Source organism: Nocardia sp. NPDC050793 (genome assembly GCF_040654065.1).
In the GTDB taxonomy this organism is placed as follows: Bacteria; Actinomycetota; Actinomycetes; order Mycobacteriales; family Mycobacteriaceae; genus Nocardia.
Map to the genome: position 1 here is coordinate 440,853 of NZ_JBFAHG010000003.1, position 22,932 is coordinate 463,784.

At 69.6% G+C, this 22,932-nt stretch carries 21 protein-coding genes and 1 pseudogene; 4 read left to right on the top strand and 18 right to left on the bottom strand.

The genetic code is table 11. The annotated features are described in order from the left end of the window. The first annotated feature begins 38 nt into the window (after positions 1 to 38). Positions 39 to 962 (top strand): tyrosine-protein phosphatase, encoded by a 924-nt coding sequence (locus AB0H50_RS12575; protein WP_357450508.1) that lies wholly within the window; start codon positions 39 to 41, stop codon positions 960 to 962. 61 nt (positions 963 to 1,023) lie between these two features. Here the strand turns inward: AB0H50_RS12575 and AB0H50_RS12580 are convergent, their stop codons facing one another. From AB0H50_RS12580 to AB0H50_RS12605, 6 genes are all read right to left on the bottom strand, one after another. After that, positions 1,024 to 1,362, bottom strand: coding sequence for an MmcQ/YjbR family DNA-binding protein (locus AB0H50_RS12580; protein ID WP_357450511.1), 339 nt, complete (start codon positions 1,360 to 1,362; stop codon positions 1,024 to 1,026). Positions 1,363 to 1,440: 78 nt separating this feature from the next. Next, entirely contained in the window at positions 1,441 to 1,986 is a 546-nt protein-coding gene (locus AB0H50_RS12585; RefSeq protein ID WP_357450514.1) for a hypothetical protein, read from the bottom strand. A gap of 129 nt (positions 1,987 to 2,115) precedes the next feature. After that, positions 2,116 to 3,054: an acyl-ACP desaturase gene (locus tag AB0H50_RS12590; protein ID WP_357450517.1), complete on the bottom strand. Its 939-nt coding sequence runs from the start codon at positions 3,052 to 3,054 to the stop codon at positions 2,116 to 2,118. Positions 3,055 to 3,449: 395 nt separating this feature from the next. Further along, the gene (locus AB0H50_RS12595) at positions 3,450 to 3,974 is read right to left on the bottom strand and encodes a GNAT family N-acetyltransferase (RefSeq protein ID WP_357450520.1); all 525 of its coding nucleotides are present in this window, start codon (positions 3,972 to 3,974) and stop codon (positions 3,450 to 3,452) included. Between the two features lie 116 nt (positions 3,975 to 4,090). Then, positions 4,091 to 5,488 (bottom strand): xylulokinase, encoded by a 1,398-nt coding sequence (xylB, locus tag AB0H50_RS12600; RefSeq protein WP_357450523.1) that lies wholly within the window; start codon positions 5,486 to 5,488, stop codon positions 4,091 to 4,093. After that, positions 5,485 to 6,489 (bottom strand): zinc-dependent alcohol dehydrogenase family protein, encoded by a 1,005-nt coding sequence (locus tag AB0H50_RS12605; protein WP_357450526.1) that lies wholly within the window; start codon positions 6,487 to 6,489, stop codon positions 5,485 to 5,487. Before AB0H50_RS12605 ends, xylB begins: the two co-directional genes overlap by 4 nt. Before the next feature lie 77 nt (positions 6,490 to 6,566). Between AB0H50_RS12605 and AB0H50_RS12610 the strand changes: the two genes are divergently transcribed. Beyond that, positions 6,567 to 7,019 (top strand): hypothetical protein, encoded by a 453-nt coding sequence (locus tag AB0H50_RS12610; RefSeq protein WP_357450529.1) that lies wholly within the window; start codon positions 6,567 to 6,569, stop codon positions 7,017 to 7,019. Here the strand turns inward: AB0H50_RS12610 and AB0H50_RS12615 are convergent. The 8 genes and pseudogenes from AB0H50_RS12615 to AB0H50_RS12650 form a co-directional block, all read right to left on the bottom strand. Further along, positions 7,010 to 8,026 (bottom strand): glycoside hydrolase family 172 protein, encoded by a 1,017-nt coding sequence (locus tag AB0H50_RS12615; RefSeq protein WP_357450531.1) that lies wholly within the window; start codon positions 8,024 to 8,026, stop codon positions 7,010 to 7,012. The genes AB0H50_RS12610 and AB0H50_RS12615 overlap by 10 nt on opposite strands. 104 nt (positions 8,027 to 8,130) lie before the next feature. Continuing rightward, positions 8,131 to 8,484: pseudogene (locus tag AB0H50_RS12620) on the bottom strand (thioredoxin domain-containing protein); the annotation flags it as partial. Between the two features lie 54 nt (positions 8,485 to 8,538). After that, positions 8,539 to 10,020, bottom strand: coding sequence for an FGGY-family carbohydrate kinase (locus tag AB0H50_RS12625; protein WP_357450534.1), 1,482 nt, complete (start codon positions 10,018 to 10,020; stop codon positions 8,539 to 8,541). 24 nt (positions 10,021 to 10,044) lie between these two features. After that, a complete protein-coding gene (locus AB0H50_RS12630) occupies positions 10,045 to 11,475 on the bottom strand; it encodes an L-fucose/L-arabinose isomerase family protein (protein WP_357450536.1) in 1,431 nt (476 codons plus the stop codon). A 137-nt stretch (positions 11,476 to 11,612) separates the two neighbouring features. Continuing rightward, on the bottom strand, positions 11,613 to 12,494 hold the full coding sequence (locus tag AB0H50_RS12635; RefSeq protein ID WP_357450539.1) for a family 43 glycosylhydrolase: 882 nt from the start codon (positions 12,492 to 12,494) through the stop codon (positions 11,613 to 11,615). 75 nt (positions 12,495 to 12,569) lie between these two features. Then, a complete protein-coding gene (locus AB0H50_RS12640) occupies positions 12,570 to 13,331 on the bottom strand; it encodes a tyrosine-protein phosphatase (protein WP_357450541.1) in 762 nt (253 codons plus the stop codon). A 1-nt stretch (position 13,332) separates the two neighbouring features. Further along, a complete protein-coding gene (locus tag AB0H50_RS12645; protein WP_357450544.1) occupies positions 13,333 to 15,597 on the bottom strand; it encodes a pyruvate, phosphate dikinase in 2,265 nt (754 codons plus the stop codon). Positions 15,598 to 15,790: 193 nt separating this feature from the next. Next, positions 15,791 to 18,064: an excinuclease ABC subunit UvrA gene (locus AB0H50_RS12650; RefSeq protein ID WP_357450547.1), complete on the bottom strand. Its 2,274-nt coding sequence runs from the start codon at positions 18,062 to 18,064 to the stop codon at positions 15,791 to 15,793. A 63-nt stretch (positions 18,065 to 18,127) separates the two neighbouring features. On the opposite strand from AB0H50_RS12650, the gene AB0H50_RS12655 reads away from it, so the two are divergent. Then, complete coding sequence (locus AB0H50_RS12655) at positions 18,128 to 19,096, top strand: YafY family protein (protein WP_357450549.1); 969 nt, start codon at positions 18,128 to 18,130, stop codon at positions 19,094 to 19,096. A gap of 111 nt (positions 19,097 to 19,207) precedes the next feature. Then, positions 19,208 to 19,867, top strand: coding sequence for a TetR/AcrR family transcriptional regulator (locus AB0H50_RS12660; RefSeq protein WP_357450552.1), 660 nt, complete (start codon positions 19,208 to 19,210; stop codon positions 19,865 to 19,867). On the opposite strand, the gene AB0H50_RS12665 is transcribed toward AB0H50_RS12660, so the two are convergent. From AB0H50_RS12665 to AB0H50_RS12680, 4 genes are all read right to left on the bottom strand, one after another. Further along, positions 19,864 to 20,835, bottom strand: coding sequence for a CSLREA domain-containing protein (locus tag AB0H50_RS12665; protein ID WP_357450554.1), 972 nt, complete (start codon positions 20,833 to 20,835; stop codon positions 19,864 to 19,866). The genes AB0H50_RS12660 and AB0H50_RS12665 overlap by 4 nt on opposite strands. Positions 20,836 to 21,153: 318 nt before the next feature. Then, positions 21,154 to 21,594 (bottom strand): DUF2332 family protein, encoded by a 441-nt coding sequence (locus AB0H50_RS12670; RefSeq protein ID WP_357450557.1) that lies wholly within the window; start codon positions 21,592 to 21,594, stop codon positions 21,154 to 21,156. A gap of 54 nt (positions 21,595 to 21,648) precedes the next feature. Further along, positions 21,649 to 22,065, bottom strand: coding sequence for a hypothetical protein (locus AB0H50_RS12675; protein WP_357450560.1), 417 nt, complete (start codon positions 22,063 to 22,065; stop codon positions 21,649 to 21,651). Positions 22,066 to 22,111: 46 nt separating this feature from the next. Then, positions 22,112 to 22,930 carry an SDR family NAD(P)-dependent oxidoreductase gene (locus AB0H50_RS12680; protein WP_357450562.1) on the bottom strand — a complete coding sequence of 273 codons (819 nt, stop codon included), beginning with the start codon at positions 22,928 to 22,930 and terminating at the stop codon, positions 22,112 to 22,114. Positions 22,931 to 22,932: the final 2 nt, after the last annotated feature.

The window sequence follows — 22,932 nt, forward strand, 5'->3', positions numbered from 1 at the left end:
ACAAAACCTCCGTCCCAGGATCGAAAGGAACCCTCCCTGTGACCATTTCACGCGCCATGCGCGGCGTCGTCGCGGCCTCGGCCGCGGTACTGCTCGGCGTCCTGCCGGTCACCGTCGCGCCCGCGCTCGCGGGCCCGGCCGTCCCCGTCCTCGAATCGCCGGGCAAGGCCGACCGGCCGATGGGCTTGGCGCACGCGCCCAACGCCCGCGACATCGGCGGCTACCCGGCCAAGGGCGGCAGTCGCGTCGCCAGCGGCGTCGTCTACCGCACCGACGCGCTCGCCAAGCTCGACGCAGGCGAACAGCAGAAGCTGGTGGAGCTGGGCATCACCCAGGTCATCGACTTCCGCAGCCCCACCGAGGCGGGCCGCGATCCCGACAAGCTCCCTGCTGGCATTCGCCGCACCGAGCTGCCGGTGTACGACCCCGCCAACGACTTCTTCCTGATGGTGTCCGGGCTCATCCAGGCCGGGCCCGCAGAACAGCAGAAGGTGCTCGGCGACGGCAAGGCCGCCGAGATCATGCGCACCTACTACCGCTGGTTCGTCACCGACCCGACCGCTCGCGGACAGTTCGCCTCGGCGTTCCGCGAGATCGCGAACGCCCAAGGCGCGGTGCTCTACCACTGCACCGCGGGCAAGGACCGCACCGGCTGGATGACCGCCATCCTCATGAGCGCCCTCGACGTCCCGAAGGGCCAGATCTACAACGACTTCCTCGACTCCAACGACAACCTCGCCGCCGGCAACAAGGCGCTGCTCGACGCCCTCGTCCAGCAGGGCCTCGTCCAGGACCGCGAACTGTGGGAGCCGATCGTCGGCGTGCAGCGCGACTTCCTCGACGCCGCATTCGACCAGGTCCAGCAGTCCTACGGTTCGTTCGACCGTTTCCTGTCCGAGGGGCTCGGGATCGACGCGGCGACCCTCGACGCGGTGAAGGCGAAGCTGCTCACCAAGCACTGAGCCGCGCCGCGTTCGACCAGCGCCGCCGTTCCCGCTTCGGCAGGGACGGCGGCGCTGTCGTTCACTCCGCGTCGTCGAGCAGATGCCGAGGGGCGGCCTGCCGCCACGAGTCCAGCACGATCGCCTCGAGTTCGTCCCGATCTTCCAGCGCCGCGAGCCGCACCCGGACCCACGGATTGTTCGCCTCGTGCGCCGCGATCCAGAACTTCTCCGGCTCCGCCACCACCAGCTCGTCCCGATCGATCGCGGGGCACCGCACCGCCATCGACGTCTCGTTCTCCGGCAACGTCAGGAACAACTTCCCCGCCACCCGGAAAATCGGCATCCCCCAAGCGAACTGCTCGCTCGTCTCGGCCAACGACAAGGCATAGGTGCGGACATCGTCCCCGGTGGTACTCATGCCCCGAATCCTTCCAGGAGCTACCGACACCCGACGCCGTCCGGGGGCTGGATGCGAACGCGCGCTCGCGCCGCACTTCTACGGGTCGCCGTCATTGGGCACGACGAACGCCGCTTGGCCGGCCGCGACGGTGTCGACCTCCAGGTCGGCGAAGATCAATGAGAGGTTGTGGCCGTTGGCCATGATCTCCGCTTCGTGGAAGGGCAAGCCGAGTCGTGCCGACCATGTCGCGGCTTCGTCGGAATCGCGTCGCAGCTTCGCGCCCGGGTAGAGGCATTGCCATCGCACACCCCAGACGTAGCCATCGAGTTCGCGACCGATCTCGTAGTCGACGAGGCGGTCGTCCAGCGAGCGAGCCCAAACTTCAACGGGCACAGCAGAGGTTGCTGTCGCGCGGACGCAATGTTTGAAGCGGTACCGCAGATACTCGGGCTGAACGCCTGTCCGAGGATCGGCTGTGGCGTGGAGGAAGATGTCGTAGTCCCGCATGTAGTCGGCGAATCCGTGAAAAACTATCGCCTGGTCGAACACGTCTTCCAGGGCCTGAGCGATCTGTGCGGCGTCCACAAGACCATCTTCCGATACCCGTTCGGCGATTCGTCGAGTTCCGGTCGGGACATCCATAGGCTGGCGCATTCCTCAGCCGGAGGAGCGCCGTCGGTCGTGAGAGGTCTATCGGCCGTGGTACCGCGGACCGGGTATTCGGACCGGCCGTGATGGGCCGGTCCGAACCGTCGGGGAGTGATCGGTGACTTACCCGACCCGCGCCGCTTCACGGGCCAGGATGCGTTCGCGTTGTTCTTCGAACCGGATGACGTCGCGTCCGAGTTTCTCGAGGTATGCGCCGAGTTCTTCGAGGCTGCGTTCGCCGCGCGCGGTGAAGTCGGTGCGGTTGAAGACGTTCCAGATGCGCAGGATCGGCATGACGACCTCGTCCAGGTGCTGGCGGAGGTCGTAGATGCCGTGCTTGACCATCAACACGCCATTGCGCCGCCAGTTCGGCATGCCGGTGCCCGGCATGGCGAAGTTCTTCACGATGGGGGTCACCGCCTCGATCATTTGGTCGGGAGCGATGTCGAACGCGGCGCCCGCGATGTTGCGATAGAACATCATGTGCAGGTTCTCGTCCGCCGCGATGCGTTGCAGCAGCCGGTCGGCGATCGGATCGTCGCAGACTCGTCCCGTGCTGCGGTGGCTGACCCGGGTGGCCAGCTCCTGGAACGTCACGTACGCGACCTGAGCGAGGGCGCCGAAGCCTGGCGGCGCGTGGACACCGCGGGTCATGTGCACCATCCGATCGTTCTCCAAGGCGACGGGATCGACAGCGCGGGTGCAGACGAGATAGTCGCGCATGGCGATGGCGTGGCGGTTCTCCTCGGCGGTCCAGCGGCCGACCCAGGTGCCCCACGCCCCGTCCTGCGAGAAGTTCTCGGCGATCACGCGGTGGTAGGACGGCAGGTTGTCCTCGGTGAGCAGGTTCGTGATCATCGCGACTTTGGCGACCTCCGAGAGCCGTGATTGCTCGGGATGCCAATCCTCGCCGCCCATCGCGGCGAAGTTGCGGCCCTCGTCCCAGGGCACGTAGTCGTGCGGACACCACTCCTTGGCGGTGGCCAGGTGCCGGTCGATATTGGTCGCGACGACCGGCTCCAGCTCCCGCAAAAGCTCTAGTTGCGTCAAGTCTTCAGACATGCAGCGCCTTTCGATTCGGTGGAAAAACCACGGAACGTACCGTTCGCTGTACACGCATACTGACTGTGCGACCCTCGCCGCACTCACACAGTAGACCAGCGGCTTCGATTCGGTGCGCATCATTCGCACACCGGCGGTCGGCCGTCAGGAAGGTTCGCCGGTCCCGGGAATCTGGCCGAGGTGAAGCCGTTGGTACGCCGCCGGTACGTGGGCTGGGTCCCATCCAGTAGCGGATCGATGACGCGCTGCACGGCGCTCGGGCGGTGTTCTGCGCGGTCCCGCATCGCGTTGCGCAACTCCCGCCGCATGTCGCCCGGCCGCTCGCCGGAATCGGGCGACCGCGCGCCGCTCACGCTGGGCGCGCATGCGGTTCCGAACTCGACTGCTTCAGCGAATCATGCACTCGGCCCGCCGATTTCGATCCAGTAGCGGCGAGCGAGCCCGAGTTCGGTGTCCCGGATACCCTCCAGCACACCTCCCTGCCGTTCGATCGTCTTCGCCGAGGCGATGTTGTCGGCCGCGCAGACCGCCAGTACCCGGCTCATGCCGAGCACTCGCGCCTCGTCCAGCATCCGGCCCAGCGCCCAGGTCGCGACCCCGCGGCGGCGCGCGGAGGGCCGGATGCCGTAGCCGATATGGCCCGCCCGCTCGACGGCTTCGTCGGACCCGTGTCTGAGCGCGATACCGCCGAGCACCCGGTCGCCGTCGATGATCCACCGATAGACGGTGCGAACAGGAACCTTCGCCCGGTCCGGTGCGCCGGACAGCCGTGCGACCCAGGCCGCGAATCCCTCCAGCGTGCCGACCTCGTCGGACAACCGCAGACCGAAACCGTCCTCGTGGACGCCGGGTCCCCACTCCCGATGCGCCTCGAGCCAGGCGGCGTGCAGGCGTGTGGTGGGCGCGATCAGCTCGGGCATAGCGCGAACGATACTCAGACGCCCGCCCGCGGTCCGGTAGCTTCGGGCCACGAGGTGAGCAGTTCCGGGTGCTCATCGATCGGATCGAGCTGGGCGCAGTTCCAGGGACATCGGGCTCAGCCGTAGAGCGCGTCCCTGGCGCGGGCATACGTGTCGCGGATGGTGCGGCCGGTGGCGACGGCGTCCGCGGAGACGGAGATTTCGGCGGCGGTGCGGGTCGGCCATCGCGGGGGAGCGGCGGTACCCGCGAGCGCCCAGGCGGCTTGGCGGGCCGCGCCGAGGGCGACGTATTCCTCGGGTTCGGGGACGGTGACGAGATGGCCGAGGATCTGCGCGGCGATCGCCCGGACCAGGGGCGAGCGGGCGGCTCCGCCGATGAGCAGGATGCGGCGTGGGCTGATACCGGTGGCCACGAGGCGGTCGAGGGCGTCGGCCAGGTTGCACAGCATGCCTTCGTAGGCGGCGCGCGCGAGGTGCCCGGGGTGCATGGTGCGCGGGCACAGGCCGTGCAGGCTGCCCGCGGCGTGCGGCAGGTTGGGGGTGCGTTCGCCGGTGAGGTACGGCAGCATGACCAATCCGTCCGCGCCCGGGGGTGCCTGTGCGGCAAGGGTTTCCAGGTCGGAGAGGCCGACGCCGAGTAGTTGCACGGCGGAGGACAGCACCCGCGCCGCGTTGAGCGTGCAGACCAGCGGGAGGAACGCGCCGGTCGCGTCGGCGAATCCGGCGACCGCGCCGGACGGGTCGGCGCTCGGGGAGCCCGCGCACGCGTAGGCGGTGCCGCTGGTGCCGAGCGACAGCACGACGTCGCCGTGTTCGAGCCCCAATCCCAGTGCGGCCCCGGCATTGTCGCCGGTGCCCGCCGCGACGAGCGCGCCCGACGGGGTTCGGCCCGCGGCTTCGGCGGGCGCGAGTACCCGCGGCAGCAGCGGCGTGCGACCGCGAAAAGCCAGTGCTAGCAAGTCTTCTCGGTAGCGACCCGTGGCGGGGGACCAGTAGCCGGTGCCGGAGGCGTCGCCGCGGTCGGTGACGGGCTCGGCGTCGGGGCCGCGCAACCGCCAGGTGAGGTAGTCGTGGGGTAGCAGGATCCGCCGGGTGCGGTCGGCCAGGTGGGGTTCGTGATCGGCGAACCAGCGCAGCTTGGTGACGGTGAACGAGGCGACCGGCACGCTGCCCACCGCCTCGGCCCACCGCCGCGGGCCGCCGAGTTCGCCGACGAGTTCCTCGGCCGCCGACGCGGACCGGGTGTCGTGCCACAGCAGCGCGTCTCGGACCGGCGCGCCGTCGGCGTCCAGCGCCACCATGCCGTGCTGCTGCGCGCCCACCGCGATCGCGTCGATGCCGTCGAGGAGTCCGTCACCCGCGGCGCGCAGCGCGTCCCACCACGCCTCGGCGGGCACCGCGGTGCCGTCGGGATGCAGGGCGGTGGCGCGCTCCAGCACCGTGCCGGTCGCCGCGTCGCAGACGACGATCTTGCACGACTGGGTGGAGCTGTCCACCCCGGCGACCCGGGTCATCCGGACCGATCCGGCCGGATCTGGATCTTGCGGCCCGCTCGCGCACGGAATGCCCCGATCGCGTCGGCGAACTCGTCGAGCGCGAAGCTGTGGGTGATCATGGTGTCGGCGTCGATCACGCCTTTGCCCATCAACTCCACCGCCCGCCCGAAACTGTGCAACACCGCCATGGACCCGACGATGGTGATCTCGTCGTTGTAGACGCGGAACGGGGAGATGGCGGCGGTCGCCGCGCCGGGCGCGACGCCGAACTGCTGATACACCCCGCCGCGCCGGACCCTGGTCACACCGTCCTCGATCGCGGCGATCGCGCCGGTGCAGTCGATGACGACCTCCCACCCGTGCGGCCGCTCGAAAGCGTCGGCGTCGGTGCCGACCGCGTCGGCGCCGAGCTTCTCGGCCACCGCGAGCCGCGCGGAATCCAGATCCACGACCGACACCGAGGCCGCGCCGGCCACCCGCGCCAACTGCAACATCAGCAGGCCCATGGTGCCCGCCCCGTAGAGCAGATAGTGCGAGCCCAGCGCGCGGGGGAGCACGTCGAAGGCGTGCACAGCGCACGACAGCGGCTCGACCAGCGCGCCATGGCTCAGCGAGACCGCGTCCGGCAGCCGGTGGCAGTTGGCGGCGGGCACCGCGACGTACTCGGCCATCGCGCCGTCCACGGTGTCGCCGATCGCGCCCCAGCGTTCGCACAGATTCCCGCGGCCGATCGCGCAGTAGTGGCACGCACCGCAGAACAGCGAGGGATCCACCGCGACCCGGTCGCCTTCCGCGACGCCGACTACCTCGTGGCCGACGGCGACGACCTCGCCCGCGAATTCGTGCCCGGGCACGATCGGATACGGCGTCGGCGGGAATTCGCCATCGATGATGTGCGCGTCGGTGCCGCAGATGCCGACCGCGGCGACGCGCACCACCACCGCACCGGGACCCGGCGACGGGTCCGGCACGGTCTGCACGGAACAACGACCTGGCGTCTCGATGACCACCGCGCGCATGCATCTACCATGCACCCGGATCCACCTGCGGCGGTGCATTTCGAGTATTCGCGGCCGCGATCGGGCAGACTGGCCCGGTGCGTGCGGACCCCAGTCGACCAGCCGGTGACCCCGATTCGACGACGCCGGCCGAGAGCGGCGCCGCCGAGCAGCCGTTCCTGGAATTGGCCAGGGGCGAACGCGCGTGGATCCGGGCCCGCCGCCTGCCCGACGGCATGTACGAACTCCAGCACCGCGAGTGCGACGACCCGCGGCGCTTCGAGGTGTACACCTCCGATCACTGCCTGGTGCGCGATCTGCTGTGCGCGTGGCTGGACGGCGCGGCCGACTGGTCCGTGGGCGTGGTCTGGTCTCCGGTCGATCCGGCGATCGAGGAGCTGGAGCAGGTGCGCAGCGAATTGTCCGGACTGCTCGGCGGTTTGACGTTGCTCGACGACCTCGGGGCGGGGTTGGACATGGCGCTGGCACGCGCCGACGAGCTGATGAACGGGCTCGACGCCGCCGCGCTGGAGCTGCCAGGTCAGCCCTGATACCACCAGGCGGTGGTGGCGATCTCGGCGCGTTCCAGCGGTAGGTAGGTGCCGGGATCGGACCAGCCGAGCGCCTGCACGGTGACGCGCAGTTCGCTGTGGAAGCAGATCGGGTCGCGCACGTGCCAGCGGTACATGCCGAACCGCTGCTCGGCCTCGTAGCAGCGGTCCGGCGGAAGCACTTGGGGCAGACCGAGATACGGCGTCGAGTAGGTCCGGTAGCGGCCGTCCATGTCGAAGTTCCACGCGCCGCCGAAGTAGTCCTCGGTGCCGGTGCCGCAGATGCTCGGGTGCTCGGTGTCACCGTCGAGGTAGAACTTCAGCTCGCCTTCGCCCCACCACCCCGGGTCGCCGGGCCGGATGGCGAGATAGGTGCCCACGTAGCGGCCGCGTCCGGTGACGCCGTCGAGGACGGTGTGCACCGCCGGGCTGCCCAACGGCGCGCTGCGCCGCCACTGGGTGTGCAGGTACCCGGCCTCCTCCGGCACGTCCTCTTCGGTGTAGGTGATCTGGTAGTACACCGGCACCGCGCGGTCGGCGCCGTTGTGCAGCCCGATTCGCGCCCTCCGTCGAAAAGGCATGGGCCAGTAGCTGTTCAGGCCGCCCGCTGGCGCCACCACTACCATCTCCGAGTTCACCAGCGCGAGCTCGTCCCAGGCGTTGCAGAAGAAATCGCCCAGCGGCAGCCGAACAGCGGGCCGCGATGTGTCGTCCCAGTGCATGCGCAGGGTCAGGTCGCGCAACGCGGTGCGGTCGGTCGTCAGCCAGAAGTGCCGGATCACGCCGGGGCCCGCGACGTCGGCCAGTGTGGCGGTCGCGCCGGGCTCGAGATGGATGGACGGTGAGACCTTCCATCCCGGGCCGAGGTGGCGCGCTGCGCCGGCGCCGGTGCCCTCCGTCGCGCGGGCTCCCGCGCCGGGTGCGCCGGTGGGGTTCTCGGCACTGATCGACCGGGTACGGGCGGCGTCGAGTCGCCACAGTTCCGGTGGCGACCCGGCCGCGGTCACAGCCCCGGCCAGCCGTACTGCGCGGGCCCGCGGGCCGGTCCGGCGAGACGCGCGGCGCCCGCGGGTACCGCGGCGACCGGTTCGGCCTGGATGGCGGTTCCGTCCTGCGCGGCCAGCTCCCTGCGGACCTCGTCCATGTCCAGCCAGCGCACCCGCTGCACCACCTCCTCCAGATCGGCGGCGGGCAGGAACCCCGGCTGGTTGAACACCAGCAGGCCCTCGCGGAAGGCCATCAGCGTCGGGAAACGGTCGACCTGGGCCATCGCCGTCAGCGCCTCTTCGGCCTCGGTGTCGACCTTGCCGTGCACGATCTCGGGGTGCTGATCGGCGGAAGCCTCGTACACCGGCGCGAAGTGGCGGCACGGCGCGCACCAGCCGGCCCACCAATCGATCAGCACGATGTGGTTGCTGCTGACGACTTGATGAAAGTTGTGTTGAGTCAAGGTCACTGTGGGCAAATCGGGTCCTCCCTGCCGTTGCTGCCTCATGCATCCTGGCATGACGTGCCGGGATCAGGAAGGCGGGTGTCCCCGGCGTTGCTCGGCGGCGAGGAAATGCGCGATCTCGGCCGTGGCGGTGTAGAGCTCGCGGTAGCGCCGGTAGTACGGCTCGTAGGCGGCGGTGCGGGCCGGATCGGGGACGACGGTGTCGGCCACCGGATTCCACGCCGAGGTGTCGAGACCGGCGGCGGTGGCGGCCAGCATGGCATCGCCAAGGCTCGCCCCGACCGTGTCGGCCGGCAGCTGCTGGGGCAGCCCGGTGACCTCGGAGACGATCCGCGTCCACAGTCCGCCCTTGGTGCCGCCGCCGACGGCGACCAGCCGCCGGGCCTGTCCGCCCGCCTCGGTCATGGCCGCCAGGTTGTGCCGGACGCCGTAGGCGATCGACTCCAGCGCCGCCCGGTACAGCTCGGCGCGGCCGTGGCGCAGCGTCAGTCCGGCGATCACGCCCCTGGCGTCGGGATCGAACAGCGGGGTGCGCTCGCCCGCGAAATAGGGCAGCGCGAGCAGGCCGCGGCTGCCCGCGGGCGCCGTGGCGGCCTCGGTGACAAGCTCGGTGTAGTCGCCGCCGACCAGATCGCGCAGCCATTCGGTCACCGCGCCGGAGGTGGCCATGCCCGCGGCGAGAGTGTAAGTGCCCGGCCAGGTTCCGCAGGTGCTCCAGAGTCCGGGATGCGGGACGGGTTCGGTCAGCACCTGCACCAGGAACATCGTGGTGCCGTACATGATCATGGCGTCGCCCGGCGCGCGCACCCCGACGCTCTCGGCTTCGGCCCAGGCGTCGATGGTTCCGGTGGTCACCGGCAGACCCGCGGGAAGACCCGTCGCGGTTGCGGCCGTCGCGCTCACCCGCCCGACGATCTCGGTGGGCCACGCGAGTTCTGGCAGCGTCAGCCAGGGCGCCACCGCCTCGGCCCAGTCCGCGGCCCACGCTCGCTTGCGCAGATCGTAGAGCGGCACGCACTGACTCGCGGATTGATGGTCGAGCACGTACCGGCCCGTGAGCCGGTGCACCAGAAAGGAACTCGCCATCAGCAGCAGTTCGGTGCGTTCGGCGACCTGTGGTTCGTGCCGGGCCAGCCAGCGCAGTTTGGGTCCGACCGCTTGACTCGTCAGCGGCGAGCCCGCGCGCTCCAGCACACTCTCCGCGCCGAATTCCGCGTTCAGTTCCGCGATTTCGACGGTGGCGCGGGTATCGACGCCGTAGAGGATGGCCGGGCGCAGCGGATTGCCCGCGCCGTCGGCGGGCAGCAGGCACGGCCCGATACCGGAGACCGCAAGCCCCTCGATCCCTTCGCCGTCGGCCGCCGCCACCAGATCCGCGGCGATGGCGACGAAGTCCGGCCACCACACCATCTCCGCGTCGTGCTCCACCCATCCAGGTCGCGGCGTCGAGACGGTATGGGCGCGTTCGGATCTCGCGACGACGATGCCGTCCGCACGTACCAGCACGCCTTTGGAGGCCGAGGTGCCGATGTCGATGCCGAGGAACATCGGCTCACCACCGTTCCCCGCGCGTCATCGCTGGTCGCCGGACGGGACGCGGGAGAACTCGTCGAGCGTGATGCCGAGCAGGTCGCAGGTCGCGCGCACCGCCGCCCGGTGGTCGCCGGGGACGGCGTGAATGTGGTTGGCGCCGAAGCGGGAAAGGAAATCCTCGGCGCGGGCGTCGAGCCGGGCGAACGCGTGCGGCCACTCCCTGGTGGACTGTTTCATCAGCGAGGCGTTGGTCTGCTCGTCGTAGGTCTCGAAATCGCCGAGCATCAACTGCATTCGGTAGTCGCCGTCCTTGCGAGTCAGCCGCGCCAGGGTCATCGTGCCCGGCGCGGCGAGATGGTGCACCGAGGCGCCGCCCGCGGGGAAGAAGAACACCTCCGGGTACAGGTGCACCCTGGCGAGGTTCTCCGCGGGATCGTCGCTGCGGGCGGCGAACCAGGTCGCGTGCTGGCCCGAGTTGCACAGATCCCAGATGTCGCGGTCGGCGTGATAGTGCCGGACGTCGGCGAACAGCACCGGCGCGCCCGCGAGGTGTTTGAGCAGCTGCATGGTGAGCGCGCCGTCCATGTCGGCCTCGGTCGCGCAGACGTGGGTGTTCTTGGGGCCGTTCCAGTCGTAGGGGTCGTTGAGGAAGGCCTCGGTGACGTCCATGGTCGCGAAATACTGCGTCAGTTCCGGCTGGCCCTTGATGCCGGAGAAGTCCAGCCGCCACTGCGCGATCAGCTCGCGCATCGCCAGGTAGGAGCGGATCTGTCGCTCCAGCAGCTCGGGTGTGAGTTTCGCGCCGTCGTAGTGCACGGTGGCGTGGCGCTCCAGCCATTCTCGCGCGGCCTTCACCTCACCGGCGTCGGCTGTCTCGGCGCGCCGCACGATCTCCCACTGGTCGATCTCCTCGACGTCGACGCCGAACAACCGCTGCCACTGATCGGTGTTCGCGACGGCGGTGTTCATGCCCATCGGCCGCCCGCCGATGCGTCCGAAAGTGCTGCCGCGCAACGCCGAGACGGCCGCCGCCGCGGTGGCGCGCACCCCGATCGCCTCGATCAGGGCGGCATCCGCCGGGTCGCCCCAGAGCCTGGTGTGCGCGCGCCCGATCTGGTCCAGCGCGCCGCCCGCCGCGAGCATTCCCACCATGCCCGGCTGCACCGGATCGATGTTCGACAGCAACAGCAGCGGCCCCGGTGTCGCGCCCGCGGCGAGCATGCTGAAGTGCGGGAACGCCCAGACGGCGTAGTGCAGCACGGTGAGATCGACGCCCGCGGCGGCCACTTCGCGCGCTACCGATCCGGCCAAGGCGTTGTCGCTGATGATGTCCGTGCCCCGCACCACCTCGTGCCCCGCCGCCGTCAGGGCGTCGACGAGACGGTCCTCGGTGGTCCGGATGAAGTCCGCGATGCCGGTGTGCACATAGTCGCGGCCGTCGGAAACACTGATCACGCCGATACGGGCCATGCCGTTACCTCCCGCGGTGGGTGGGCGGATAGTCGACTCGCTCAACAGATACCAGGCCACCCCGCCGAATCGGCCTCTTTCGGCGAATCGGAGCCGGGATCGTCACCGAGCGTGGGAGCCGCCGCGGCGTGTCTCGATCAGCGCGGTACGGCGATGCCCGCGGGCGGGCGCGGGAACGTCAGCGGCGCGAGATGCACACCGCCCTGCCCCCATCCGGCACTGGTGATCCACCAGCGACCCGCGTCGCGTACGACCTCGGCGGCGTGCGCGGCCACGTGGCCGATCTTGTCGCCGATGCGGAAGCGAAAAGGGTTGTCGCTGCGGAAGACATCGGTGCCGACGTAACCGGGACGCGGACCGATGAACAGGTACCAGCGATCGTCGTGCCGCACCACGAACGGCGACTCGGTATTGCCCGCCTCGGTGCCGATCGTCGGATCGGCGTAGGCGATATGCCGTTCGCCCCAGTGCCACAGGTCGGTGCTGAGCCGGTAGGCGACCGCGTGGTGACCGCCTGTCGGTTCGCCGGTCGCGCAGTAGTACATCACCCATTTCTCGCCGATGCGCAGCACCATCGGGTCGCGGGCGTCGTAGCCGTCGCGGAACAGCGGCCCGCCCGGCGCGCGCTCCCAGTGGACCAGGTCGGTGGAGGTGGCCAGATTGATCGCCGCCCTGGTTCGGTCGGCGCCGCCCGCCGCGTAGTACATGAAATACGTTGCGCCGGACCGGATCACGTAGGGCGCCCAGAGGTGAGTTTCACCGTGGTAGCCCGGATCGACCCGGAGTGCGGGCTCCCGCTTGGTCCACTGGCCGTGCAGGTCCGGCGCGGTGGCGTGTGCGAACTCGATCTCGTGGAACGGGTCGGCGGGCTCGGGGTGGGTGATGCCGAACAGGTGCCAGCCGCCGTCCCGGTCCTGGACGATCGTGTGGTCGTTGATGTACCACGGGTGCGGCTCGCCCGCGCTGGGGTCGTAGATCCCGGTGAACCGGCCCGATCGCACCACTTCGCGCGTCGCCATACGACCATGATCCCGCCGCGCGGGCCGCGGCGGGCCGGGTTGGCCTGGGACGCGGGCCGCGCGGGGCCGGTGCGCTCAGTTCTCGACGAGCGCCCGGCGCAGATCCGCCAGCTCGCGGTCGCCGAGGCCGTGCGCGCGCAGCCAGCCCGCCGCGCCGCCGTGGTCGGCCCGCAGCCGTTCGAGGAACTCGATCATCACGGCGGGTTCCACCGCGAGGATTCCGGTGCGCACCGGGGGCAGCCCGTGATACGACGGCAGCGCGTCGAGGCGGGCGCGGACCCGAGCCATCCGCTCGCCGGACAGGGCGTAGTCCGCCGCGATCACTTCCGCGGGCACGCCGACGGCGTCCAGCAGCACCGCGGCGAGCACGCCCGTGCGGTCCTTGCCCGCGGCGCAGTGGAACACCACCGAATGGTGGTCGGTGTCGGTGATCGTCCGCACGGCGGTCAGCACGGATTCGACGCTGCCGTCGAGGAGTTCGCGGTAGAGCGCGACCAGGTCGTAGTGCTTGGCGTCGGGCACCAGATCGGTGGGGGTGACGGTGGTCGCCGCCGCCTTGCGCACGGGCAGGTTGACCAGCCGGACGTCCGCGCCGGTGAGCAGGCCGTAGCCTTCCCGCTCGACCTCGTCGGGGTTGCGCAGGTCGATCAGGGTGCGCAGACCGACCCGGCCGGTCAGCAGGACCAGATCGTCCGCGGTCAGGTGCTGCGGGGTGCTGGCGCGGTACACCACGCCGAACCGGGTGACGCCGCCGGGCACGGGCAGCCCGCCGAGGTCGCGAACGTTGTCGATCTCGGCGAAGTCGACCCATCGCCGCGGGGAGCTGTCGGTGCGCATGTCAGTGGGCCCGGCCCGCGGCGGCCTCGTCGGCACGGCTGAGCCCGCACAGGCCGATCAGATCTTCGTGCAGCTCGAACCACACGGTGTGGTAGCTGTCCATGATCGGACGTGCCACCCAGGTGTGATCGCCGCCGTCGATGCGCTGCACCGCGCGCTCCAGGCGGCCCGCGTAGCGCGACAACCGCGGCGCGATCTCGCCGATCCGGCGCACCAGCGGAGCGACCTGTCCGTGCGCGGCGCGCAGACGATCGAGCACCGCGGTGTCGTAAGCACTGTCGGCGTGGTCGTTGACGGTCGCGGCGTCCTTCATCTGCCAGGCGGTGATGATCTCCTTGAGTTCGGTGTTGTATACGCAGAATTCGTCGTAGGCCGCCGCGATCACGGTGGGGTCCACCGTTTCGCGCTCCGCGGTGAGCAGGCGGGTGAGCTCGCCGCGGCCCTCTGGCGTGAGCCGCACGCCGACCGGGGTGACCGCGCACAGTCCGCGGGCGACCAGATCCGCACAGGCGGTCTCGGCCGCATCGTCCGCGAGGCTGTCCGCTACGGCGTCGGGGGCGACCCGGCCCTTGATGCCGATCAGGCGAAGCAGGTCGAGGTCGGAGGCGGGAAGGCGAACGGGGGTGGTGTGCTGCTGTGTCCGGCTGTCGCGCGGGGTGGTGTGCGGCAGAGCGTGATCGGACACAGGCGAAATCCCTGCTGTCATTCGTCCATTCTCGATCGAATGTGTTGCGGACGAGGGATTTTCGGCATCGGGGGACCGTGCGGAGAGCAGGCCGACCAGTTCGTCGGGAGACACCGTGGCCCAGCGGGCGAGCTGCGCCACGTCCTCGATCACGCTCTGGTCCACGGCCTTTCCGGCGATTTCGCCCAGCCACACCGCGCCTGCGCCGCCGTCCACGGTGACCACCTGTCCGGCGAGCGCCGCCACCACGCCGGGTCCGCAGCCGACCACGCACGGCCTGCCCAGTTCCCTGCTCACCAGCGCGGCATGCGAAGTGGCGCCGCCGAGTTCGGTGACGATGGCCCGCGCCGCGATCATCCCGTGCAGGTCGTCGGGGCTGGTGGTCGGCCGCGCGAGCACGACGGCTTCGCCTGCGGCGGCGCGGGTTTCGGCCTCGTCCGGGTCGGTGACGACGACGCCGGAGGCCAGGCCGGGGCAGGCCGACTCGCCGCGGGCCAGCGGCGGCCGATCCGTCTCCGCGCCGGAGGCCGGTCGCAGCACCGTGCGCACCTGCTCGGCCTCGACGCGGCGCAGTGCCGTCGCCGGATCGATGAGACCCTCGCTCGCCATGGCGACGGCGGCGCGTACCGCGGCGCGGGCCGAGCGCTTCGCGGGCCGCGATTGCAGCAGCCACAGCCTGCCGGATTCGACGGTGAATTCGATGTCCTGGATGTCGCGGCCGTCGCGTTCCAGCAGGTCGGCGGCGGCGAGCAGTTGCTCGTGCACGTCGGGCATGGTGACCGCGAGATCGTCGAGCGGGCGCGGGGTGGTGCGGCCGGAGACCACGTCCTCACCCTGACCGCCGATCAGCCATTCGCCGAACACGACGCGCTCGCCGGTGTTCGGGTTGCGGGTGAACAACACGCCGGTGCCGGAGAGCGCGTCGAGATTGCCGAACACCATGGCCTGCACCGTGACCGCGGTGCCGAGGTCGTCGGAGACGCCGCGGCTGCGGCGATAGGTCTTGGCCCGCGCGGAATCCCACGATCGGAAGACCGCGGCGACGGCGCCGCGCAGCTGCTCCCACGGGTCGCGCGGGACCGCGCTCTCCGGGTCGCCGAGCACGATCTCGCGGTATTGCGAGCGGAATCGGCGGTGGGTGTCCGCGGCGTACCCGGGGTTGCGGGTCTCGGCCGCCAGCGCACGTTCGACGTCGTCGTTGATGCCGAGGTTGAGGACCGTGTCCATCATGCCGGGCATGCTCACCGCGGCGCCGGAGCGCACCGACACCAGCAGCGGCCGTTCGGGGTCACCGAAGCGCCGGCCGGTGCCGCGCTCGAGCGCCGCGACGCCCGACCGCACCTGGAGCCAGATCTCCTCGCTCAGCGCACCCCGCGCGCGGAAGTCGGCCCAGCCCTCGGTGGTGACAGCGAACGCGGGCGGCACCGGCAGGCCGAGCGCCCGCATGTGGTCGACGCTCCACGCCTTGCCGCCGATGCGGTCACGGCTCAGCGCGCAGGTGCCGTCGAGTTCGGCAACGGTCGGTGCGGTGCTCTTCAGGGCGCTTCGGGGTCGCTCCACGGGCTCCACTCCGGTCGTCATGTCACTCCTCTTGGTTCACGTTCTCGACTCACCACCGCGGTCGGCGGGGGACGCGGGCCGATGACCGGGGCGCCCGGAAAGCGGCCCACCGGCGTGCCGGGCGAATGGCACAGCATCGGCGCGTCTTTCAGCCTGCCCGCGCGCATCGGCAGGTGCGTACCCGTCGTCCCGGTCAGCAGGACGAGCGCGGGCGCTATGCTGCCGCGGCGAGGCTGCGGCGCAGGTAGTCCGCGGTGATCGACCGCTGGTCGGCGACGAGGTCCGCGGGCGTCCCCGCGAAAACGATCTCGCCTCCGTGCTTGCCGCCGTCGGGACCCAGGTCGACGACCCAGTCGGCCCGTTTCACCACCTCGAGGTCGTGCTCGATGACGATCACCGTGTTGCCGCCGTCCACCAAGCGGTCCAGCAGCGTCATCAGGGTGTCCACGTCGGCCATGTGCAGTCCGGTGGTCGGTTCGTCCAGCACGTACACCCCGCCGCGGCGGTGCAGGTGATCGGCGAGCTTCAGGCGCTGCCGTTCGCCGCCGGACAGCGAGCTGAGGGAACGGCCGAGGGTGAGGTACCCGAGCCCGACCTCGTGCAGTGCCCGCAGCGGCGGCAGGATGCGGTCGCGCCCGCGCCAGAATTCGATGGCCTCGGCGGCGGTCATGTCGAGCACGTCGGCGATCGACGCACCGCGCACCGTGTAACCGAGCACCTCGGGGCGGTAGCGCCTGCCGTGGCAAGCCCGGCACACCGTGGTCACCGGATCCATGTACGCGAGATCGGTGAAAATGATTCCCGCGCCGCCGCATTCGGCGCACGCGCCGGCGGAGTTGAAGCTGAACAGCCCTGGCTTCACCCCGTGCGCCGCCGCGAACAGCTGACGCAGCCGGTCCATGATGCCGAGATACGTCGCGGGACTGGACCGCCGCGATCCGCCGATCGCCGACTGGTCGACCGCCACCGCGTCCGGGTGCGCGGCCAGGAACGCGCCCGACACGAGCGTGCTCTTGCCCGATCCGGCCACGCCGGTGACGGCGGTCAGCACGCCGACCGGAAAACGCGCGGTCACATTCTTCAGGTTGTACCGATCGGCCCCGGTCACCGTGAGCCAGCCCGCGGGCGTGCGCGGAGTGTCCTTGACCGGTCGCGTCCGGCGCAGCCGTTCTCCGGTGAGCGTGCCGGAGGCGCGCAGCTTCTCGACACTGCCCTGGAACACGACAGTGCCGCCGTCGCCGCCCGCGCCGGGACCCATGTCCACCACGTGGTCGGCGACCGCGATGACATCCGGCGAGTGCTCCACCACCAGCACCGAATTACCCTTGTCCCGCAACTGGATCAGCAGATCGTTCAACCGGTGCACGTCGCGCGGGTGCATGCCGACGCTCGGTTCGTCGAAGATGTAGGTCATGCCGGTGAGGCTGGAGCCGAGGTGGCGGACGACTTTGAGGCGCTGCGCCTCACCGCCGGACAGCGTGGATGTCTCGCGGTCGAGGGACAGGTAGCCGAGGCCGACGTCCTCGACGCGACGCAGCCGGGCGATCGCCGCGCTCGCGATCGGCGCGCCCACCGGATCGTCGATCGCGGCGAGCACGTCGACGAGATCCGACACCTCCATCCGGCCGTAGTCCGCGATGCCGAGTCCGTCGATGCGGCTCGCCAGCGCGGCCGCGTTCAGCCGCGCCCCACCGCAGGACGGGCAGACCTGTTCGCCGACCACCGCCAGCGCCGCCGCCCGGTTCTTCTCCGACAGCGCGCTGAGATCGCGTTTGATGTAGAGCCGGTCGAAGCGTTCCAGCAGGCCCTCGTAGGCGTTGTGCCCCATCGAACCGGTCTTGTTCAGGCGCGGCACGCGAAAGCCGTTGCCGCGCAGGAACAGCTCCCACTCCTCGGCGGTGAAGTCGCGTAGCGGCTTGTCCGGATCGAAGAGGCCGGATTCGGCGTAGATCTGCCACTGGAAGGTGCCGACCGCGAAGGGGGAGAAGCGGATCGCACCCTCGTTCAGCGACTTTCCGGTGTCGAGTAGTTTGTCCAGATCCGCGCGCACCACGTGACCGAGGCCGCCGCACTCCGGGCACATGCCGAGCGGGTCGTTGAACGAATACCGGGTCGCCTCGCCGGCGCTGGGCACGCCGTGCCGGGAGAACAGGACGCGGATGATCGACTGGATATCGGTCATGGTGCCGACCGTCGAGCGGGAATTGCCGCCGATCGGCTTCTGGTCCACCACCACGGCGGGCGCCAGGTTGTCGATGACGTCGGCGTCCGGGCGCTCGTACTTGGGCAGCCGGTTGCGGATGAACCAGGTGAAGGTCTCGTTGAGCTGGCGCTGCGACTCCACCGCCACGGTGCCGAACACCACCGACGACTTGCCCGAACCGGACACTCCGGTGAAGACGACGATCTGGCCCTTGGGAATACGGAGGGTCACGTCGCGCAGATTGTGCACCCGTGCTCCGACTATCTCGATGGTCTCTGCGTTCACCAGCGCCACGGTAGGCGGCAATGAGGTCTGATTCGGTCCTCATTGCGGGGCATACTAGGGGCCGTGACCGACACCGCCGCCCGGCTCCTCCAACTCCTCGCTCTGCTGCAGACGCGGCGGGAGTGGAGCGGGCCCGAGCTGGCTCGGCGGCTCGGCGTCACCGTCCGCACGGTGCGCCGCGATATCGAGCGCCTGCGCGAGCTGGACTATCCGGTGCGCTCGGGTCTCGGCGCGGTCGGCGGCTACCGGCTGGAATCGGGGGCCGCGCTGCCGCCGCTGCTGCTCGACGACGACGAAGCGGTGGCGATCACCCTGGGCCTGCGCCATGCCGCGTTCGGCGGTGTGGCGGGCAGCGAGGAGTCGGCCGCGCGGGCGCTGGTGAAACTCCAGCAGGTGCTGCCGGATCGGTTGCGCAGGCGGGTGGACGCCGTGCAGACCAGCACCGTCGATCTCGCCGGACCGCCCACGGGTCCCTGGGTGGACCCCGAAACGCTGGTGACGTTGGCGGCGGGGGCGCGCGATCACGAGCGAATTCGCTTCTCCTACCGCGACAAAGACGGCGCCGAGTCACGCAGGCTGGTCGAGCCCCACAGCCTGGTGTCGGCCGGGCGACGGTGGTATCTCGTCGCCTGGGACGTCGACCGCGCGGACTGGCGCACCTTCCGCGTCGATCGCATCGCGTCCCCGCTGCCCATCGGCGTCCGTTGCCCACCACGAGAACTCCCCGACGCCGATCCCGCCGCCTTCGTCACCCGCTCGCTCGCGTTGGCCCGCCCCGTCCAGCACGTCGAACTCCTTGTGCACGCCTCCGCCGCCGAACTCACCGACCGCTTCCGCGTCCGCACCACCGAAATCGAGCCCCTGGACGACCACACCTGCTTGCTCCGCACCACCGCCGACTCCCTCGAATGGACCGCCCTGCGCATAGCCCACCTCGACCTCCCCTTCGAAGTCCGCCACCCCCCGGAAATGTCCACCCACCTCCGCACCCTCGCCACCAAACTGCTCCGCGCAGCGGGCGATTCGAGTTGACTCCTCGTAGGCCTGAGACGGCATAGACCCCGGTCCATGCGGCTCGGGGTCGCCTCTCGGTCCGTCGAACCGGCTCTTCACGCCAGGGACGCACCTGATATGAAGATGCGGGTGGGACGTAAGAAGTTGCTGGAGCCGACCCTGACGGAGTTGCCGCACGGGCCGCATGGCCTGGCTCGTGAACTGGTGACCGGGTCGCAGCGGCAGCGGCTCTTGTACGGGGTGACGGTCGTCGTCGCGGATCGCGGCTATCTCACCGCGACGATCGCGGATATCGCTGCGGCGGCGAAGGTTTCGCGACGGACGTTCTACCAGCACTTCCCGGATAAGGAAGCGTGCTTCCTCGCCGCGGCCGAGACGGGTCGGGATCTGATGATCGAGCACCTCGAGCGCGTGATGAGGGAGGTATTCGCCGAACCGGTGGAGCCGCTCGAGGCACTGCGGCTCGGAATTCGCGAATACCTCTCCTTGTTGCGTGACGAACCGTCGTTCGCCCGCTCGTTCTATCTGGAGACGGCCCCGGCCGGGTCGCGCGCGATCGAGTCGTTCGAACGATGCCAACACTGGTTCGCCGGGTTCATCCGATCGTGGCGTGCAGGGGCAGGCCCCGTTGATCCATCGGTGCCGGACGATGCGTATCTGGCGGTGACCGATGCGACCAACGAGGCCGTCCGCAGGACCCTGCGCGCCGGAGGTGACTTGCTCGAGCTCGAGGACATCGTGCTGTACATCCACCGCACGCTGCTCGGGCTGGCAACCCCTGCCGGCTAGGGCACCACTTTGTCGCCAGGCCCGGTGAGGTCGCAGGAAGTATCGTCGCTGGTATTGCCGCCTTCAGAAACAATCCTCGCGAACACCTTCGCGCAGTTGTCCCGAACGGTGCCGGAGGTGTTTCCCCTGATAGTGGAGTTCCGCAATACTACGGTGCCCACTGGAACATTGATCACATCCGTCAACAGGCGTGGAAGGGTGTCGAGGTAGGCGGGCGCCACGTTGATGCCGCCGCCCGAGTCCGAGGCACTGTTTCCGGTGATGGTCGCACGATCGAAAGTCACGACGCCCCGGCCCCGGATGTCGACGCCGCCGCCGCGTCCGGCGAATCCGCCTGGGCGGTACCAGACTCCGGGATTGACCACGCGGTTGTCGGAGATCGTCGAGTCGGTGAAGGTGCAGGTATTATCGCATCGCACGCCACCCGCCTCGCCGGATGTGTTGCCGGTGATGATCGTGTTTCTCGTCTGTAGGTCCGACCCCGGCACGTTGAAGATCCCGCCGCCGTACCCGGCGCTGTTACCCCGGACCACGACATCATCGAGTACGAGGTTCGACGAATTGGAAATTCCGCCGCCGCCGGTGTCGTAATACGGGATCTCGTGCTGCGCGGTGACTCCGCCGGTCACGGTCGATCCCGTCAACGTCACGGGCGCGGAGATACTGAGCACCCTGTCGATCCCATTGGCATCCAGCACTGTCCGGTCGCGGCCCGCGCCACGCAGCGTTGTCGGCGCTGTGAGGTTCAGGTCTCCCGTGGTCGGATCCGGGTTGCGGCCCTGCACTTTCCGTGGGTCGGGAGGGATCGTCAAGATGTAGCGCCCCTCAGGCACCACGATTGTGCTCCCGGGCCGGGCATTGGCCGTCTGAATTGCCGCTCGCAGTGTGCAAGTGTTGGCGGCAGTACGGCATAGCCCGCTTTGTGGATCGGCCGCGACGCCGTCTGCCGTGGTGTCGACCGTGACCACCGTTGGTGAACCGGGTGCGTTGTCGGCGGAGGCCGCCCCGGGAAATCCGCCTGCGGATCCAACGATCAAGGCTGTGATGGCAACGGCGCGGGCCGCCGCCGGAGATGTGCTCGTCCTCATACAGTTTCTGATCCAATTCACGAACATGGAGTAAGGTACGCCCGCGTATGAGTGGGGTACGCGAGCGTCTACCACTATGTCGTAGCGCGGTGCGCCTCGGGGGTGTTTCCGGAAATCCGTTTCGCAGTTACCGATTCGCCTCGGTCGGCCCGGCGCACTTCCGAGATCGACCGTTCCCCGTGACACAGCGAAACGGCTTCACAGGTGTCGATGTGCCGTGATCCCGCAAGGCGGTAGCCGCAGGCGTTCGACCGAATTCTCAGCCCCGCCGAAACCACTCGAGACTGTGCCCGTGCGGCCCCGAATAGGCCACCGGCATACCGTCTTCGGTGAGAACAAACCGATCTCGCGTCTCCGAGCACGGTTTCGGCAGGAGACCCGGCCGACGGGAACAACGCCGCAGCCCTCATCGGCGATCCAGGCGCTTGAACCCATCGAACGGCCCTGACGTGCGCCGACATACCGTGCCGAGGCCAGCACGAGATTGGGCTGACGCTTGGCGGCGGGCAGCTCCTCGACGAGCGCGAGCACTTCCGGGTCGTCGGCGATCCGCCGCGACCGGTCCGCGTAGCACGGTGAGTGGCCGTACGCCTCGAAGCGTGCGAACCGTCGATAGCGTTGCGCGGTATCCACTTTCACCCCCCCGGGATGTACTGGGCAGCGCCCCGTACTGCCGACGCTATCAGGCGGTGTTCACAGGGCGGGGTGGAAGTCGATGTCGCGGTGGGTGCCGGGTGGGCGGTGTTCGGCGAGGGGGTAGAGCCAGCGGACGGAGGCGCGGAGGGGTTCGAGGTCAGGGAGCTCGATGGGATGGCCGTCGTTGTCGAAGATCATGCCGAGCAAGTGGTATCGGCCGTCGGGGAGGCCGAGACCGGCGGCTTGTTCGGCGGTCAGGTCGACGCGGGTGACACTGTGCCGTGTCACCCGCAGCGCTTCGACGGTGGCAGGGCGCACGGTGGTGTCGAGGGCGGTGACGACCGCGCGGAAGCGACACCCGCGCAGCCGCCACAGTTCCCACTCCCCGGCGCGCATTCTCGCGGTGCGCGCGGGCAACCGATGGGGCACCTCGACTACATAGAGTTCCCCGATTCGGACATCCCGGGCACGCACAACTCCAGCTTGCCACCGGTTGCCGGGCCCGTAACGCCCTGTTTGCTCAGTTGACCTCGTTCTTCATCTGTGCCGTGATGATGCGCTGATACCCGGAGCCGAAAATCCGAGGGAGCAAATCGATGACGCGGGCGTCGGCGCCGACGAGGATCTTGGCCTTGTCCTTCTGGATGCCGCGCAGGATGATTTTCGCCGCGGCTTCGGGCGTGGTCTTGGCCAGCCGATCGAAGTTGGCGGCGAGGGCGTCGCGGTCGCGATCGCCGCCTGCGCGGGCCTTCCAGGCGATCTCGGTCTTCACCATGCCCGGGTGCACGCTGCTCACCCCGACCGGATGTCCGGCGATCTTCATCTCCTGGCGCAGCGCGTCGGTGAAGCCGCGAATGCCGAATTTCGTTGCGTTGTAGGCGCCTTGGCTCGGGCAGGCGGCCAGGCCGAACATGCTGGAGACATTGGCGATGTGCCCGTCACCGGAGGCGATCACCTGCGGAAGGAACGCCTTGGTGCCGTACATGACGCCCCAGAAGTTGATGTTCACGATCCATTCGAAGTCCTCCCAGGTGAGTTCCTCGACGGTGGCCGTCAGCGAGACGCCCGCGTTGTTGACCAGCAGGTTGGCCGGACCGAAGTCGGCGTGCACCTCCTCGGCGTGCGCGTAGAACGCGGCGCGGTCGGTGACGTCGAGCTTGTAGGCGCGCGCCTTCGCGCCCGCCTGCTCGCACAGCGCGGCGGTCTCGCTGACATTGGCCAGGTCGCGCCCGGACAGCGCGAGACGCGCTCCGCTGCGCGCCAATTCGAGCGCGAGCGCCCGCCCGATGCCCGCCCCGGCGCCGGTGATGACGGCGACCTTGTCCTGGAAGTTCTTCACAG